The organism is Pantoea sp. Mb-10 (assembly GCF_021272205.1).
Lineage (GTDB): Bacteria > Pseudomonadota > Gammaproteobacteria > Enterobacterales > Enterobacteriaceae > Pantoea.
In genome coordinates, this window is sequence record NZ_JAJSDX010000004.1 from 443,348 (window position 1) to 459,000 (window position 15,653).

A 15,653-nucleotide genomic window follows, 5' to 3' on the forward strand; every position below is an offset into this window, starting at 1 on the left:
ACAAGGATTTCATCGGCTCCGTAAACTCGTTTCGTGGTAAAAAGTGGGATAAAGTGGTGAAAACGGGTGACTGAGGGGTGGGACTGACATGTTCCGTGGCGCAACGTTAGTCAATCTCGACAGCAAAGGTCGGTTGGCGGTTCCAATGCGCTACCGGGATCTGCTTGTCGCGGAGTCTCAGGGGCAAATGGTATGCACCATTGACCTTCATCAACCCTGCCTGCTGCTTTATACCCTGCCCGAATGGGAAATCATTGAAAAAAAGCTGGCTCGCTTATCCAGCATGAATCCCAATGAGCGCCGCGTGCAGCGGCTGCTGTTAGGACATGCCAGCGAATGCCAGATGGATAATGCAGGACGCTTGTTGCTCGCGGGGACGCTACGTCAACATGCGGGCCTTACCAAAGAAGTGATGCTGGTTGGACAGTTCAACAAGTTTGAGCTGTGGGATGAACAGACCTGGTATCAACAAGTCAAGGATGATATTGACGCAGAACAGTCGGCTCAGGAGCCTTTATCTGAGCGGTTGCAGGACTTGTCGCTATAGCTTATGCAGGAAAATTTTAAACACACCACGGTGCTGCTCGATGAGGCGGTTAACGGCCTCAATATCAAGGAAGACGGCATTTATATTGACGGCACTTTTGGGCGCGGCGGTCACTCACGTCTGATCCTCTCGAAGCTGGGAGAGCACGGGCGTCTGATCGCGATCGATCGCGATCCGCAGGCGATAGCGGCAGCGGCGGAGATCAACGATCCCCGTTTCTCGATCGTGCACGGGCCGTTCTCTGCGCTGGCAGAGTATGTCGAGGCGCGCGGGCTGACCGGCAAAATCGATGGCGTTTTATTAGATTTAGGCGTTTCTTCACCGCAGCTCGACGATGCAGAGCGCGGGTTTTCGTTTATGCGCGATGGCCCACTGGATATGCGCATGGACCCGACGCGCGGTCAGTCTGCCGCGGAATGGTTGATGACCGCCGAAGAGGACGATATCGCTAAGGTGATCAAAACCTTTGGTGAAGAGCGCTTTGGTAAGCGTATCGCGCGCGCCATCGTTGAGCGCAATCGCGAACAGCCGATGACGCGTACCAAAGAGTTAGCGGCTGTGATTGCCGCGGCGATGCCGGTAAAGGACAAGTTCAAGCACCCCGCAACCCGAACGTTTCAAGCGATTCGTATTTGGGTAAACAGCGAGTTGGAAGAGATCGAGATCGCGCTGAAAGGGGCGCTGTCGGTGCTGGCGCCCGGTGGCAGGCTGTCAGTGATCAGCTTCCATTCGCTGGAAGACCGCCTGGTGAAGCGATTTATGCGCGACCAAAGTCGTGGCCCGCAAGTACCGGCGGGGATTCCTATGACGGAATCGCAGTTGAAAGCGCTGGGCGGACGCGAACTTAAAACGCTCGGGAAACTGATCCCTGGCGAAGCGGAGGTCGCTGAAAATCCTCGTGCGCGCAGCTCCGTGCTTCGCATTGCGGAAAGGACCGGCGCGTGATCGGCAACGAAAGGCACAGCCTGCCCGGCGTCATCGCAGGCGATATTTTGCGGTTTGGCAAAATTCCGCTGCTGCTGCTGATTGCGGTGCTGGTGTCGTCTGTTTTGGTCGTAACCACGACGCACAAGACCCGTTTACTTACGGCCCAGCGTGAGCAGCTGGTGCTGGAGCGCGACGCGCTGGACATTGAATGGCGCAACCTGATTCTGGAAGAGAATGCCCTTGGCGATCACAGCCGGGTAGAGCGGATAGCAACTGATAAGCTCCAGATGCAGCACGTTGATCCTTCTCAGGAAAATATTGTGGTGCAAAAATAAGGAATTACCGAACCCAATGAGTGGCGCAGGCAAACCGCTGAAGTTGAGAAAACAGGAAGAAAAGGCCAGCTTTGTAAGCTGGCGTTTTGCGTTGCTGTGCGGCTGTATTCTGCTGGCGCTTGGGGGCTTGTTATCACGTGTTGCCTGGCTCCAGGTTATCAGCCCGGACAAGTTGGTCAAAGAGGGCGATTTGCGCTCTCTGCGCGTGCAATCGGTACCGACTGCGCGCGGCATGATCAGCGATCGCGCCGGACGTCCGCTGGCGGTCAGCGTGCCGGTGAATGCGATCTGGGCCGATCCGAAAGAGCTCACCGAGCACGGCGGCGTGTCGCTGGACAGCCGTTGGAAAGCGCTTTCTGATGCGCTGTCTATTCCCCTCGATCAGCTCGCTGCACGTATCAATGCGAATCCCAAAGGACGCTTTATCTATCTGGCCCGGCAGGTCAACCCTGCCATTGGTGAGTACGTCAAGAAACTCAAACTGCCCGGCATCTATCTGCGCGAAGAATCGCGCCGTTACTATCCTGCTGGACAAGTCACCGCGCACCTCATCGGCTTCACCAATATTGATGGCCAAGGCATTGAGGGCATCGAGAAAAGCTTTGATAAGTGGCTAACAGGATCGCCTGGTGAGCGCACCGTGCGTAAAGATCGCTATGGCCGCGTCATTGAGGATATCTCTTCCGTAGATAGCCGCGCGGCCCATAATTTGACGTTGAGTATCGATGAACGTCTTCAGGCGCTGGTTTATCGCGAGCTTAATAATGCCGTGGCCTTTAACAAGGCGGAATCCGGCACCGCCGTGCTGGTCGATGTGAACACGGGCGAAGTACTGGCGATGGCGAACAGCCCGGCCTATAACCCGAATAACCTGAGCAACACGCCTAAAGATGTGATGCGCAACCGCGCCATCACCGATATTTTCGAGCCCGGCTCCACGGTCAAACCGATGGTGGTGATGACGGCGCTGCAGCGCGGCGTGGTGAAAGAGAACAGCGTATTAAACACGGTGCCTTATCGTGTTAACGGCCATGAAATCAAAGATGTGGCACGCTATAACGAATTGACCCTTACTGGGGTACTGCAGAAGTCGAGTAACGTCGGGGTTTCACGCCTGGCGTTAGCGATGCCGTCCTCAGCGCTTGTAGAGACTTACGCGCGCTTTGGATTGGGAAAACCGACCAATTTGGGGCTGGTCGGGGAAAGTAGTGGCTTATACCCTCAAAAACAACGGTGGTCTGACATAGAGAGGGCCACCTTCTCTTTCGGCTACGGGCTAATGGTAACGCCGTTACAGTTAGCGCGTGTCTACGCAACCATAGGCAGCTATGGCATCAACCGTCCGCTCTCTATCACCAAAGTTGACCCGCCTGTCGCGGGGGAACGGGTATTCCCAGAAGATCTGGTGAAAACCGTAATGCATATGATGGAAAGTGTGGCCTTGCCCGGTGGTGGTGGCGTAAAAGCGGCGATCAAGGGATACCGCATTGCGATTAAAACCGGCACCGCGAAAAAAGTGGGGCCCGATGGGCGTTACGTGAATAAATATATCGCCTATACCGCAGGCGTCGCGCCGGCGAGCCGCCCGCGCTTTGCGCTGGTGGTGGTGATTAACGATCCGCAGGCCGGTAAATATTATGGCGGTGCGGTTTCCGCGCCGGTGTTTGGCGCCATCATGGGCGGCGTACTGCGCACCATGAATATTGAGCCTGATGCGCTGCCAACCATTGATAAGAATGAGCTTGTGAAGAACAGAAGTGAGGAATCCAGTGACAGATCGTAACCTGCGCGACCTGCTGGCACCGTGGGTGCCCGGCGCGCCGGCGCGTCCACTCCGAGACATGACTCTGGACAGCCGCGCTGCGGCTGCTGGCGATCTGTTTGTCGCCGTGGCGGGCCATCACGCTGATGGTCGTCGTTTTATTCCGCAGGCTATCGCGCAAGGGGTAACGGCCGTGATTGCCGAAGCCGAAGGCGAAGCCAGCGATGGGGATATCCGTGAGATGCACGGTGTCCCGGTGATCTATCTGGCACAGCTGCCGCAGCGGCTTTCAGCGCTGGCCGGACGTTTTTATCAACAGCCGGCCGAGCAGCTGAAAGCGATCGGGGTCACCGGCACCAACGGGAAGACCACCACAACCCAATTAATTGCGCAGTGGGCCAGCCTGCTGGGTGAGACCTCTGCCGTTATGGGCACGATCGGTAATGGGCTTTATGGTCAGCTGGCTCCCAGTGAAAACACCACGGGCTCGGCGGTCGATGTTCAGCATGTATTACACGACTTCGTCGGCAAAGGCGCAACGCTGGCCGCGATGGAGGTCTCTTCCCACGGTCTGGTACAGCACCGCGTGGCCGCGCTGCCGTTCGCCGCAGCGGTCTTTACGAATTTGAGCCGCGATCACCTTGATTACCATGGTGATATGCAAGGCTATGAGTCGGCGAAATGGTTGCTCTTCTCCGAACATCAGGTTGGCCTAGCGGTGATCAACGCCGATGATGCGGTCGGCCGTCGCTGGCTGGAAAAGCTGCCGGACGCGGTGGCAGTGACGCTGCATGAGGATCTCTCTGCCGCGTGGCACGGCCGCTGGCTGCACGCTACGCAGGTGGCCTACCACGATGGCGGGGCGCACATTCATTTCCGCTCAAGCTGGGGGGAAGGTGCAGTAGACAGCCGTCTGATGGGCGCATTCAACGTCAGCAACCTGCTGCTGGCACTGGCCACGCTGTTGGCACTCGATTATCCATTGGATGCGCTGCTGGCAACCGCGCCGCAGCTGAAGCCGGTTTGCGGGCGCATGGAAGTGTTTTCGGCACCCGATAAGCCTACGGTGGTAGTGGATTATGCCCATACGCCGGATGCGCTGGAAAAAGCCCTAGAGGCGGCTCGGCTGCACTGTAAAGGCAAGCTGTGGTGCGTATTTGGCTGCGGCGGCGATCGTGACAAAGGCAAGCGGCCATTGATGGGCGCCATCGCCGAGCAGTTCGCCGATATCGTGGTGATTACCGATGACAATCCTCGCAGCGAGGAGCCCGCCGCCATCGTTGAAGACATTTTGAGCGGTTTACTCGATCCGGGCCGCGCGCGCGCGGTAGCGGGTCGTGCCCAAGCGGTGACCCATGCCGTCATGCAGGCTGACGCACACGACATTGTGCTGGTCGCGGGCAAAGGACATGAAGATTATCAAATAATTGGCAATCGCCGTCTGGACTATTCTGACCGCGATACGGTGGCAAGACTGTTAGGGGTGATGGCATGATACCTTTTTACCTGAAAACCCTGGCAGAAATCAGTGCCGGTGAGCTCCATGGACATGACTGCTCTATTGACGATGTCACTACGGATACCCGTAAAGTGGTTAAAGGCAGCCTGTTCGTGGCCTTGGTGGGTGAACGCTTTGACGCCCACAACTTTGCCGATGAGGCCATTGCCAACGGGGCAGTGGCACTACTGGTCAACAAACCGTTGCCGGTTGGCGTGCCGCAAGTTGTGGTCGCGGACACGCGCATCGCCTTTGGTCAAATCGCGGCTTGGGTGCGTCAGCAATCAAACGCGCGCGTGGTCGGCCTGACCGGATCGTCCGGAAAAACCTCGGTAAAAGAGATGACCGCGGCCATTCTGCGCCAGTGCGGAGAGACGCTCTACACCGCAGGGAACTTAAATAACGACATCGGCGTGCCCATGACGCTGCTGCGCCTGACCGACCATCACGACTATGCCGTGATTGAAATGGGTGCCAATCATCAGGGTGAAATTGCCTATACCACCAGCCTGGTGCGTCCTGAAGCGGCGCTGGTCAACAACCTCTCTGCTGCGCACCTTGAAGGCTTCGGCTCACTCGCGGGCGTCGCAAAAGCCAAAGGCGAAATTTTTGGCGGCTTGCCGGTTCACGGCACCGCGATTGTCAACGCTGACAGCAACGATCTGGCTAACTGGCAGCATCAGTTTGGCGATAAAACGCTGTGGCGCTTCTCACCGCACCCTATGGCTGATGCGGAATTTCGCGCCAGCGAGATCGTGCTGCGCGCCGATGCCACGCTGTTTACGCTGCACACTCCGCGCGGTGACGTGGCGATTGAATTGCCGCTGCCGGGACGTCATAACGTCGCGAATGCGCTGGCGGCGGCGGCGCTGGCCCTCGCTATCGACGCGCCCCTGAGTGCGATTCAGGCTGGCCTTAAAACATTACAGCCTGTTCCTGGGCGTCTCTTCCCGATTCGTTTATCTGCCAGCAAATTGCTGCTTGATGACAGCTATAACGCCAACGTGGGATCCATGACGGCGGCGGCGCAGGTGCTGGGTGATATGCCGGGCTATCGCGTGATGGTGGTGGGTGACATGGCTGAGCTGGGCGATGAGGCAGAAGCCTGTCACCGTCAGGTCGGTGAAGCCGCCAAAGCCGCCAGCGTAGATTGCGTCCTGAGCGTGGGTGAGTTGAGCCAACTGATCGGTGAAAGCAGCGGAAGAGGCGAACATTTCGCCACTAAGACGCAGCTCATTGAACGTTTGCACGCGCTGATGTCCCAGCATCAGGACATGACTATTTTGATAAAAGGTTCACGTAGTGCCGCCATGGAGCAGGTAGTACAGAGCTTACAGGAGAAAGCAACATGCTAGTCTGGCTGGCCGAACATCTGGTCGCACTTTATTCCGGTTTTAACGTCTTTTCTTACCTGACGTTTCGCGCCATTGTCAGCCTGCTGACCGCCTTATTTATTTCGCTGTGGATGGGACCGCGCCTGATTGCCTGGCTGCAAAAGCTGCAAATCGGCCAGGTGGTACGCAACGACGGTCCCGAGTCGCATTTCAGCAAGCGCGGCACCCCGACCATGGGTGGGATCATGATCCTCACGTCCATCACCATTTCCGTGCTGATGTGGGCTTATCCTTCTAATCCGTACGTGTGGTGCGTGCTGGTGGTGCTGGTGGGGTTCGGCATCATTGGGTTTGTCGATGATTACCGCAAAGTGGTGCGCAAAGACACGAAAGGGCTGATTGCGCGCTGGAAATATTTCTGGATGTCCGTGATTTCACTGGGCGTCGCGTTTGCGCTTTACGCTGCTGGGAAAGGCACGCCCGCCACACAATTGGTGGTACCGTTCTTTAAAGACATCATGCCGCAGCTGGGGCTGTTCTACGTGGTGCTGGCCTACTTCGTGATTGTTGGCACCGGTAACGCGGTTAACCTCACCGACGGCCTGGACGGGCTGGCGATAATGCCTACGGTCTTCGTGGCCGCCGGTTTTGCGCTGGTGGCGTGGGCCACCGGCAACGTTAAGTTTGCCGAATATCTGCACATTCCCTATCTGCGCCATGCGGGGGAACTGGTGATTGTCTGCACCGCGATCGTCGGTGCCGGACTGGGCTTTTTATGGTTCAACACCTATCCAGCCCAAGTTTTTATGGGCGACGTCGGTTCGCTGGCGCTGGGCGGCGCGTTAGGCACGCTGGCCGTGCTGTTACGACAGGAATTTTTGCTGGTGATTATGGGTGGCGTGTTTGTAGTCGAAACGCTGTCGGTGATCCTGCAAGTAGGCTCATTCAAGCTGCGTGGTCAGCGTATTTTTCGCATGGCGCCGATCCATCACCACTATGAACTGAAAGGCTGGCCAGAGCCGCGCGTCATCGTGCGCTTCTGGATTATTTCGCTGATGCTGGTGCTGATTGGCCTGGCAACACTGAAGGTGCGTTGATCATGGCTGACTATCGGGGCAGAAGCGTGGTCATCATTGGATTGGGTCTTACCGGCCTGTCCTGTGTTGATTTCTTTCTTGCGCAGGGCGTAACGCCGCGCGTGATGGACACCCGCGTATCGCCACCGGGCGTCGATAAACTGCCGGATACCGTTGAGCGCTACGTTGGCGGTATCAACAGCGACTGGCTATTGGCGGCGGATTTGATCATCGCCAGCCCCGGCATTGCGCTGGCGCATCCTGCGCTGAGTGAAGCGGCCGATGCGGGCATTGAGATCATTGGTGATATCGAACTCTTCTGTCGCGAAGCGCAAGCGCCTATCGTCGCCATTACCGGTTCTAATGGCAAAAGCACCGTCACCACGCTGGTGGGCGAAATGGCGCGTGCCGCAGGCTGGCAGGTAGGCGTCGGCGGCAACATTGGTTTGCCCGCGCTGACCTTACTGAAATCGCCTGCTCAGCTATACGTGCTTGAGCTCTCGAGCTTCCAGTTGGAAACCACCCACAGCCTTAAAGCTGCCGCGGCCACCATCCTCAACGTGACGGAAGATCACATGGATCGCTATCCGTTGGGCATGCAGCAGTATCGCGCCGCGAAGTTGCGTATTTATGAACATGCCAGCGTTTGCGTCGTCAATGCGGATGATGGGATGACTATGCCGGTCCGTGGGGTCGACGCGCGCTGCGTTAGCTTTGGTATTAATCTCGGCGATTATCACCTCAATCAGCAGCAGGGCAGTACCTGGCTGCGCGTGAGAGGCGAGAAAGTGCTTAACGCCGACGAAATGAAACTGGTGGGACAGCACAACTATACCAACGCACTGGCTGCGCTGGCGCTGGCGGATGCGGTGAATATCCCGCGCGCCTCCAGTCTAAAAGCACTCACCACCTTTGGCGGGCTGGCGCACCGTTTCCAATTGGTGCATGAAGCCAAAGGCGTGCGCTGGATCAATGACTCAAAAGCCACCAACGTGGGCAGTACCGAAGCCGCACTGAATGGCCTGCAGGTGAAAGGCACGCTGTGGCTCCTGCTCGGCGGTGATGGCAAGGCGGCTGACTTTACGCCGCTGGCGCGCTACTTACAGGGCGATCGCGTGAGGCTGTACTGTTTCGGCCGTGATGGGGATGCGCTGGCCGCGCTGCGCCCGGATATCGCCACGCGCACCGAGACCTTACAGCAGGCAATCGCGCAGATTGCGTCCCAGGTTTCGGCAGGCGATATGGTGCTGTTATCCCCTGCATGTGCGAGCCTGGATCAGTTTCGCAATTTTGAACAGCGCGGCGACGTCTTCGCGCAACTGGCGCGGGAGTTAGGCTGATGCGGATCCCGGGCGCCATGCTGGCCAATTTTTTATCGCTGCGGCTTAGAGACTGGGTAATGGGCGCGCGCGAAAGCGACGATGCGCCGATCGTACTCTACGATCGCACCTTGCTGTGGCTAACGTTTGGGTTGGCCATCATTGGTTTCGTGATGGTGACGTCGGCGTCCATGCCTGTTGGCCAACGCCTGAATGAAGACCCATTCTATTTCGCCAAGCGCGATGCCTTTTATATTGCGCTGGCATTTGGTATGGCGCTGGTCACACTGCGCGTGCCGATGGATTTCTGGCAGCGCTACAGCAACGCCATGCTAATGACCTCCGTACTGCTTCTGCTGATTGTGCTGGTGGTGGGCAGTTCGGTAAACGGGGCGTCACGCTGGATTGCGCTCGGCCCGCTGCGTATTCAGCCTGCCGAGTTATCGAAACTCTCGCTGTTTTGCTACCTCGCCAGCTATCTGGTGCGCAAGGTTGAAGAGGTCCGCAATAACTTCTGGGGCTTCTGTAAGCCCATGGGCGTAATGGTGGTGCTGGCGGTGCTGTTGCTTGCCCAGCCTGACCTCGGCACGGTGGTGGTGTTGTTTGTCACGACGTTGGCCATGCTGTTCCTGGCCGGTGCCAAGCTGTGGCAGTTTTTGGCGATTATCGGATCCGGTATTTTCGCGGTGATTTTGCTGATCATCGCCGAACCCTACCGTATGCGCCGCGTCACCTCGTTCTGGAATCCGTGGGAAGATCCCTTTGGCAGCGGCTACCAGCTGACGCAATCGTTGATGGCATTTGGCCGTGGCGAATTTTGGGGACAAGGGCTCGGAAACTCCGTGCAAAAGCTGGAGTATTTGCCCGAAGCGCACACCGATTTCATCTTCTCCATCATTGGTGAAGAGTTGGGTTATGTCGGTGTGGTTTTGGCGCTGTTAATGGTATTCTTCGTGGCTTTTCGTGCGATGTCGATTGGCCGACGCGCGCTGGAGATTGACCAGCGTTTTTCGGGCTTCCTCGCTTGTTCAATTGGCGTGTGGTTTAGCTTTCAGGCGCTGGTTAACGTCGGCGCGGCAGCGGGCATGCTGCCGACCAAAGGCCTGACGCTACCGCTGATCAGCTATGGCGGTTCGAGCCTGATTATTATGTCGACGGCGATCGTTTTCTTGTTGCGTATTGATTATGAAACGCGCCTGGCGAAAGCGCAGGCGTTTACCCGAGGTGCTCGATGAGTGGCAAACGGCTGATGGTCATGGCGGGCGGTACGGGCGGACACGTTTTTCCCGGCCTGGCAGTGGCGCATCATCTGATGGAACAGGGCTGGCAAGTGCGCTGGCTGGGAACCGCCGATCGTATGGAAGCGGATTTAGTGCCGAAGCACGGCATTGAGATTGATTTCATCCGTATCAGCGGGCTGCGCGGCAAGGGCCTGAAAGCGCTGTTGCTGGCGCCGTTCCGCATCGTCAATGCCTGGCGTCAGGCGCGCACTATTATGAAGCGCTGGCAGCCAGATGTGGTATTGGGCATGGGCGGTTACGTGTCAGGCCCTGGCGGACTGGCCGCCTGGAGCTGCGGTATTCCGGTGGTGCTCCACGAACAAAACGGCATTGCCGGGCTTACCAACAAAGGGCTGGCGAAAATTGCCACCAAAGTGATGCAGGCCTTCCCCGGTGCGTTTCCGAACGCCGAGGTGGTAGGAAACCCGGTGCGCACCGATGTTCTGGCGCTGCCGCTGCCCGCCGCGCGTTTGCCTTCGCGCACGGGACCGATACGCGTGCTCGTGATTGGCGGAAGCCAGGGCGCACGTATTCTCAACCAGGTGGTGCCGCAGGTGGCAGCCGAACTGGGTGACGCCATTACGCTTTGGCACCAGACCGGAAAAGGTGCGCGCGAAAGCGTACTGCAGGCATATGGCGAGGTTGGCCAAGCGCAGCATAAGGTCACCGAATTTATTGACGACATGGCGGCGGCTTATGCCTGGGCTGATGTGGTGGTTTGCCGTTCTGGCGCGCTCACGGTTAGCGAGATTGCCGCAGCCGGATTGCCCGCTATCTTTGTGCCCTTTCAGCATAAAGATCGCCAGCAATATTGGAACGCCTTGCCGCTCGAACAGGCTGGTGCCGCCAAAATTTTCGAGCAGCCGCAATTTACCGCGGCTGCAGTAGCCGACACGCTACGCCAGTGGGATCGCGCCACATTAATCACTATGGCGGAAAAAGCCCGCCAGGTTGCGATTCCCGATGCCACCGAACGCGTGGCCCAAGAAGTGGCACGTGTCGCGAAATAGGTTCATGGGCGCACGCTGGCCCCGTACCTGAAAGCAGGTACCTAGAGGAAAACAGGTAATTGAGGCAGATGAATACACAACAATTGGCAAAACTGCGTTCTATTGTGCCCGAGATGCGTCGCGTCAGGCACATTCACTTTGTCGGCATCGGTGGTGCTGGCATGGGCGGTATTGCCGAAGTGTTGGCGAACGAAGGCTACCATATCAGCGGTTCTGATTTGGCCCCTAACGCGGTGACGCAGCATTTGACGTCGCTGGGCGCCACCATTTATTTCAACCACCGTCCGGAAAACGTCACCGACGCCAGCGTCGTGGTGGTGTCGACCGCCGTGGCGCAGGATAACCCGGAGCTGGTGGCTGCGCGTGAACAGCGTATTCCAGTGATTCGCCGCGCTGAAATGCTCGCGGAACTGATGCGCTTCCGGCACGGCATCGCCATTGCCGGCACGCACGGTAAAACCACGACCACGGCGATGGTCACCAGTATTTATGCCGAAGGTGGCTTAGATCCCACTTTCGTCAACGGCGGCTTAGTCAAAGCGGCAGGCACGCATGCGCGCCTTGGCTCCAGCCGTTATCTCATTGCCGAAGCGGATGAAAGCGATGCGTCTTTCCTGCATCTACAGCCGATGGTGGCGATTGTGACCAATATCGAAGCCGACCATATGGACACGTACCAGGGCGATTTCGAGAATTTGAAGCAGACGTTTATCAACTTTTTACACAACCTGCCGTTCTACGGGCGCGCAGTGCTGTGCGTTGATGATGTCGTGATTCGCGATCTTATCCCGCGCGTTGGGCGTCAAATCACCACTTACGGCTTTAGCGACGATGCCGATGTACGCGTAGAGAATTATGAACAGCGCGGCGCGCAGGGGCATTTTTCGATTATTCGTCACGACAAGCCGACGCTGCAGGTCACGCTGAATGCGCCAGGTCGTCACAATGCGTTGAACGCCGCGGCGGCCGTGGCGGTCGCCAGCGAGGAAGGCATTGAAGACGAGGCGATTCTGGCCGCGCTGGAGAGCTTCCAGGGCACTGGACGCCGTTTTGATGTGCTGGGCGAGTTTGACACCGAGGCGGTCAACGGGACGCCAGGCAGCGCGATGCTGGTGGACGACTACGGACACCATCCCACGGAAGTCGACGTCACGATCAAAGCGGCACGCGCCGGCTGGCCTGAGAAAAAATTGGTAATGGTGTTCCAGCCGCACCGCTACACGCGCACCCGCGATCTGTTTGACGATTTCGCCAACGTGCTGTCACAGGTGGATGTGCTGCTGATGCTGGAAGTGTATCCCGCAGGTGAGACGGCCATTCCCGGCGCAGATAGCCGTTCGCTGTGCCGTGCAATCCGCAACCGGGGGAAAGTCGACCCGATTTTGGTCTCTGACCACGATGCGCTGCCGGACGCACTGGCACCGCTGCTGGCGGGTGACGATCTGATTATCGTCCAGGGGGCAGGTAACATCGGTAAAATTGCGCGCAAATTGGCTGACATTCAGTTACAGCCTGCGCTGAACACGGAGGCCCGTCATGGCTGAAAAAGTAGCGGTGTTGATGGGGGGCACTTCGGCGGAGCGTGAAGTGTCGCTGATGTCAGGCAATGCGGTATTAAACGGTCTACGCGAAATGGGCATTGATGCGCACGCCGTGGACACGCGTGATACCTCAGCGTTGACGTTAAAGCAGCTGGGCTTTGATAAAGCGTTCATCGCCCTGCATGGCCGCGGCGGTGAGGATGGCACGCTGCAGGCGGTGCTGGATTTTATCGGCCTACCGTACACCGGCAGCGGCGTGATGGCCTCGGCCATTACCATGGATAAATTGCGCACCAAGCTGCTGTGGCAGGGCAGGGGATTACCCTCGGGCAAATTTGTCTGGGTCACGCGTCAACACTATGCGCAGGGCTTTGATGCCGCAACCCGCCAGGCCATTGAGCAACTCGGCCTGCCGCTGTTTGTTAAACCCAGCTGTGAAGGGTCAAGCGTCGGCATCAGCCGTGTTAACACCACAGACGCGCTGCCGGCGGCGCTGGACGAAGCGTTTCGTCACGATGACGATGTGCTGATTGAGGCCTTTTTGAGTGGGGCAGAGTACACCGTTGGCATCGTAGGAGATGAGATCCTGCCCTCAATCAGAATTAATACCGTCAGCGAGTTCTATGACTATGAAGCAAAATACATTTCTGACGATACTCAGTATTTCTGTCCATCGGGCCTGAGTGACGAGCAGGAAGCAGAATTACAGTCTATAGTCCTGGCTGCCTGGCGCGCCTTGGGCTGCAGCGGCTGGGGACGCGTTGACGTCTTGACCGACAGCGAAGGCCGTTTCCATCTGCTGGAAGTGAATACGTCTCCGGGAATGACCAGCCACAGCCTGGTGCCGATGGCCGCCAAGCAGGCAGGTTACAGTTTCCCGCAGCTGGTGGCGCGTATTTTGGAGTTGGCTGACTGATATGTCTCAGGCAGCACTGCGCGTTCGAAATCGCGAAACTCAAGAACGGGCCCGTTCCGGCCGCAGTAATGGAGCACGGCTGTTTGGCATTGTGTTTCTGCTGATTGTGCTGGGCGTGATGGGCGCGGGTGGTTTGGTGGTGTTGAAGTGGATGAACGATGCGTCGCGTTTGCCGCTGTCAAAATTAGTGGTGACGGGCCCCACGCATTACACCACGCATGACGATATCCGCCAGGCCATTTTGTCATTGGGCGCACCGGGTACGTTCATGTCGCAGGACGTGGATATTATTCAGCAGCAGATAGAGCGTTTACCGTGGATTAAACAGGTCAGCGTGCGTAAGCAGTGGCCTGATGAGCTGAAGATAAACCTGGTGGAGTACGTTCCGGTTGCACGCTGGAATGATTCACACATGGTCGACGCCGATGGCGTCTCCTTCAGCGTCCCGACCAGCCACCTCGGCAAAGAAACGTTGCCGATGTTGTATGGTCCGGAAGGCAGTGAAAAAGAGGTGTTGGCCGGTTATCACAACATGAGCGACGTGCTCCGTGCCAACAAGTTTACCCTGAAGGTCGCGTCGATGACGGCGCGGCGCTCATGGCAGCTGGTCACCAGCGATGATGTACGGATCGAACTGGGGCGCAGCGATACCATGAAGCGTCTGAACCGCTTTATTGAGCTCTATCCGGAGTTGCAGCAGCAGGGCCAGAGTCAAAACCGACGTGTTACCTACGTTGATTTGCGTTACGACTCCGGAGCCGCCGTTGGCTGGGCTGCGCTGCCGTTGGAGCAACAGGACAGTAATCAGCAACAAAACCAGGCACAGGCTAAACCACAATGATCAAGGCAACGGACAGAAAACTGGTAGTAGGACTCGAAATCGGCACCGCGAAGGTTGCCGCCCTGGTTGGGGAAATTCTGCCCGATGGTATGGTCAACATTATCGGGGTGGGCAGCTGCCCGTCTCGCGGTATGGATAAAGGCGGCGTAAATGACCTTGAGTCAGTCGTGAAATGCGTACAGCGCGCGATTGACCAGGCTGAGTTAATGGCGGACTGCCAGATTTCTTCGGTTTACCTTGCTTTATCGGGCAAACATATCAGTTGTCAGAACGAAATCGGGATGGTTCCGATTTCGGAAGAAGAAGTGACTCAGGATGATGTAGAGAACGTGGTACATACGGCGAAATCCGTACGCGTGCGTGACGAACATCGTATTCTGCATGTGATTCCACAGGAATATGCCATCGATTATCAGGAAGGCATCAAGAATCCGGTTGGGCTTTCCGGCGTGCGCATGCAGGCAAAAGTGCATTTAATCACCTGTCACAACGACATGGCGAAAAATATCGTGAAAGCGGTTGAACGATGTGGCCTTAAAGTTGACCAACTGATTTTTGCCGGGCTGGCGTCGAGCTTCTCCGTACTGACTGAAGACGAACGTGAGCTGGGCGTCTGTGTTGTGGACATCGGTGGCGGTACAATGGATATCGCGGTGTATACCGGCGGCGCGCTGCGCCACACCAAAGTGATCCCTTACGCGGGGAACGTGGTGACCAGCGACATCGCTTACGCTTTTGGCACGCCGCCGACTGACGCAGAGGCCATCAAAGTGCGTCACGGCTGTGCGCTGGGTTCGATTGTGGGCAAAGACGAAAACGTCGAAGTCCCGAGCGTGGGTGGACGTCCGCCGCGCAGCTTACAGCGTCAGACGCTGGCTGAGGTGATTGAGCCGCGCTATACCGAACTGTTGAATTTAGTGAATGACGAGATTTTGCAGCTGCAAGAGCAGCTCCGCCAGCAGGGCGTTAAACACCATCTTGCTGCCGGCATTGTATTAACCGGTGGCGCGGCGCAGATTGAAGGTTTAGCCGCCTGCGCCCAGCGCGTGTTTCACACGCAGGTACGTATCGGTCAGCCGTTAAATATTACCGGGCTTACCGATTATGCACAGGAGCCGTATTACTCAACGGCGGTTGGCCTGCTGCACTATGGTAAAGAGTCACACATGAACGGTGACGCAGAAACGGAAAAACGTGCTTCAGTGGGCAATTGGTTCAAGCGTATCAATAGCTGGCTGAAGAAAGAGTTCTAATTTTTTTAAAGGAG

The 15,653-nt window shown here is 57.2% G+C and carries 14 protein-coding genes; all 14 read left to right on the forward strand.

The window, feature by feature from the left end:
* The first annotated feature begins 88 nt into the window (after positions 1-88).
* The 14 genes from mraZ to ftsA all read left to right on the forward strand — a co-directional run bounded on the left by mraZ (position 89) and on the right by ftsA (position 15,639).
* The gene (mraZ, locus tag LU196_RS10845) at positions 89-547 is read left to right on the forward strand and encodes a division/cell wall cluster transcriptional repressor MraZ (RefSeq protein ID WP_232759295.1); all 459 of its coding nucleotides are present in this window, start codon (positions 89-91) and stop codon (positions 545-547) included.
* Positions 548-550: 3 nt separating this feature from the next.
* Positions 551-1,492: a 16S rRNA (cytosine(1402)-N(4))-methyltransferase RsmH gene (rsmH, locus tag LU196_RS10850; RefSeq protein WP_232759296.1), complete on the forward strand. Its 942-nt coding sequence runs from the start codon at positions 551-553 to the stop codon at positions 1,490-1,492.
* Positions 1,489-1,809: a cell division protein FtsL gene (ftsL, locus tag LU196_RS10855; RefSeq protein WP_232759297.1), complete on the forward strand. Its 321-nt coding sequence runs from the start codon at positions 1,489-1,491 to the stop codon at positions 1,807-1,809. Before rsmH ends, ftsL begins: the two co-directional genes overlap by 4 nt.
* Positions 1,810-1,825: 16 nt before the next feature.
* Positions 1,826-3,592, forward strand: a complete 1,767-nt coding sequence (locus LU196_RS10860) for a peptidoglycan glycosyltransferase FtsI (RefSeq protein WP_232759298.1) — start codon at positions 1,826-1,828, stop codon at positions 3,590-3,592.
* Positions 3,579-5,066 carry a UDP-N-acetylmuramoyl-L-alanyl-D-glutamate--2,6-diaminopimelate ligase gene (gene murE, locus LU196_RS10865; protein ID WP_232759299.1) on the forward strand — a complete coding sequence of 496 codons (1,488 nt, stop codon included), beginning with the start codon at positions 3,579-3,581 and terminating at the stop codon, positions 5,064-5,066. Before LU196_RS10860 ends, murE begins: the two co-directional genes overlap by 14 nt.
* Positions 5,063-6,424: a UDP-N-acetylmuramoyl-tripeptide--D-alanyl-D-alanine ligase gene (gene murF / locus LU196_RS10870; RefSeq protein ID WP_232759300.1), complete on the forward strand. Its 1,362-nt coding sequence runs from the start codon at positions 5,063-5,065 to the stop codon at positions 6,422-6,424. The genes murE and murF overlap by 4 nt, the downstream gene beginning before the upstream one ends.
* Entirely contained in the window at positions 6,418-7,500 is a 1,083-nt protein-coding gene (mraY, locus tag LU196_RS10875; RefSeq protein WP_232759301.1) for a phospho-N-acetylmuramoyl-pentapeptide-transferase, read from the forward strand. The genes murF and mraY overlap by 7 nt, the downstream gene beginning before the upstream one ends.
* A gap of 2 nt (positions 7,501-7,502) precedes the next feature.
* Positions 7,503-8,819: a UDP-N-acetylmuramoyl-L-alanine--D-glutamate ligase gene (gene murD / locus LU196_RS10880; protein ID WP_232759302.1), complete on the forward strand. Its 1,317-nt coding sequence runs from the start codon at positions 7,503-7,505 to the stop codon at positions 8,817-8,819.
* Complete coding sequence (ftsW, locus tag LU196_RS10885) at positions 8,819-10,033, forward strand: cell division protein FtsW (protein WP_232759303.1); 1,215 nt, start codon at positions 8,819-8,821, stop codon at positions 10,031-10,033. The genes murD and ftsW overlap by 1 nt, the downstream gene beginning before the upstream one ends.
* A complete protein-coding gene (gene murG, locus LU196_RS10890) occupies positions 10,030-11,088 on the forward strand; it encodes an undecaprenyldiphospho-muramoylpentapeptide beta-N-acetylglucosaminyltransferase (RefSeq protein ID WP_232759304.1) in 1,059 nt (352 codons plus the stop codon). The genes ftsW and murG overlap by 4 nt, the downstream gene beginning before the upstream one ends.
* A gap of 68 nt (positions 11,089-11,156) precedes the next feature.
* A complete protein-coding gene (gene murC / locus LU196_RS10895; protein WP_232759305.1) occupies positions 11,157-12,632 on the forward strand; it encodes a UDP-N-acetylmuramate--L-alanine ligase in 1,476 nt (491 codons plus the stop codon).
* Entirely contained in the window at positions 12,625-13,545 is a 921-nt protein-coding gene (locus tag LU196_RS10900) for a D-alanine--D-alanine ligase (RefSeq protein ID WP_232759306.1), read from the forward strand. Before murC ends, LU196_RS10900 begins: the two co-directional genes overlap by 8 nt.
* 1 nt (position 13,546) lies before the next feature.
* On the forward strand, positions 13,547-14,386 hold the full coding sequence (gene ftsQ, locus LU196_RS10905) for a cell division protein FtsQ (RefSeq protein ID WP_232759307.1): 840 nt from the start codon (positions 13,547-13,549) through the stop codon (positions 14,384-14,386).
* Complete coding sequence (gene ftsA, locus LU196_RS10910; RefSeq protein ID WP_013507861.1) at positions 14,383-15,639, forward strand: cell division protein FtsA; 1,257 nt, start codon at positions 14,383-14,385, stop codon at positions 15,637-15,639. Before ftsQ ends, ftsA begins: the two co-directional genes overlap by 4 nt.
* The last annotated feature ends 14 nt before the right edge of the window (positions 15,640-15,653 follow it).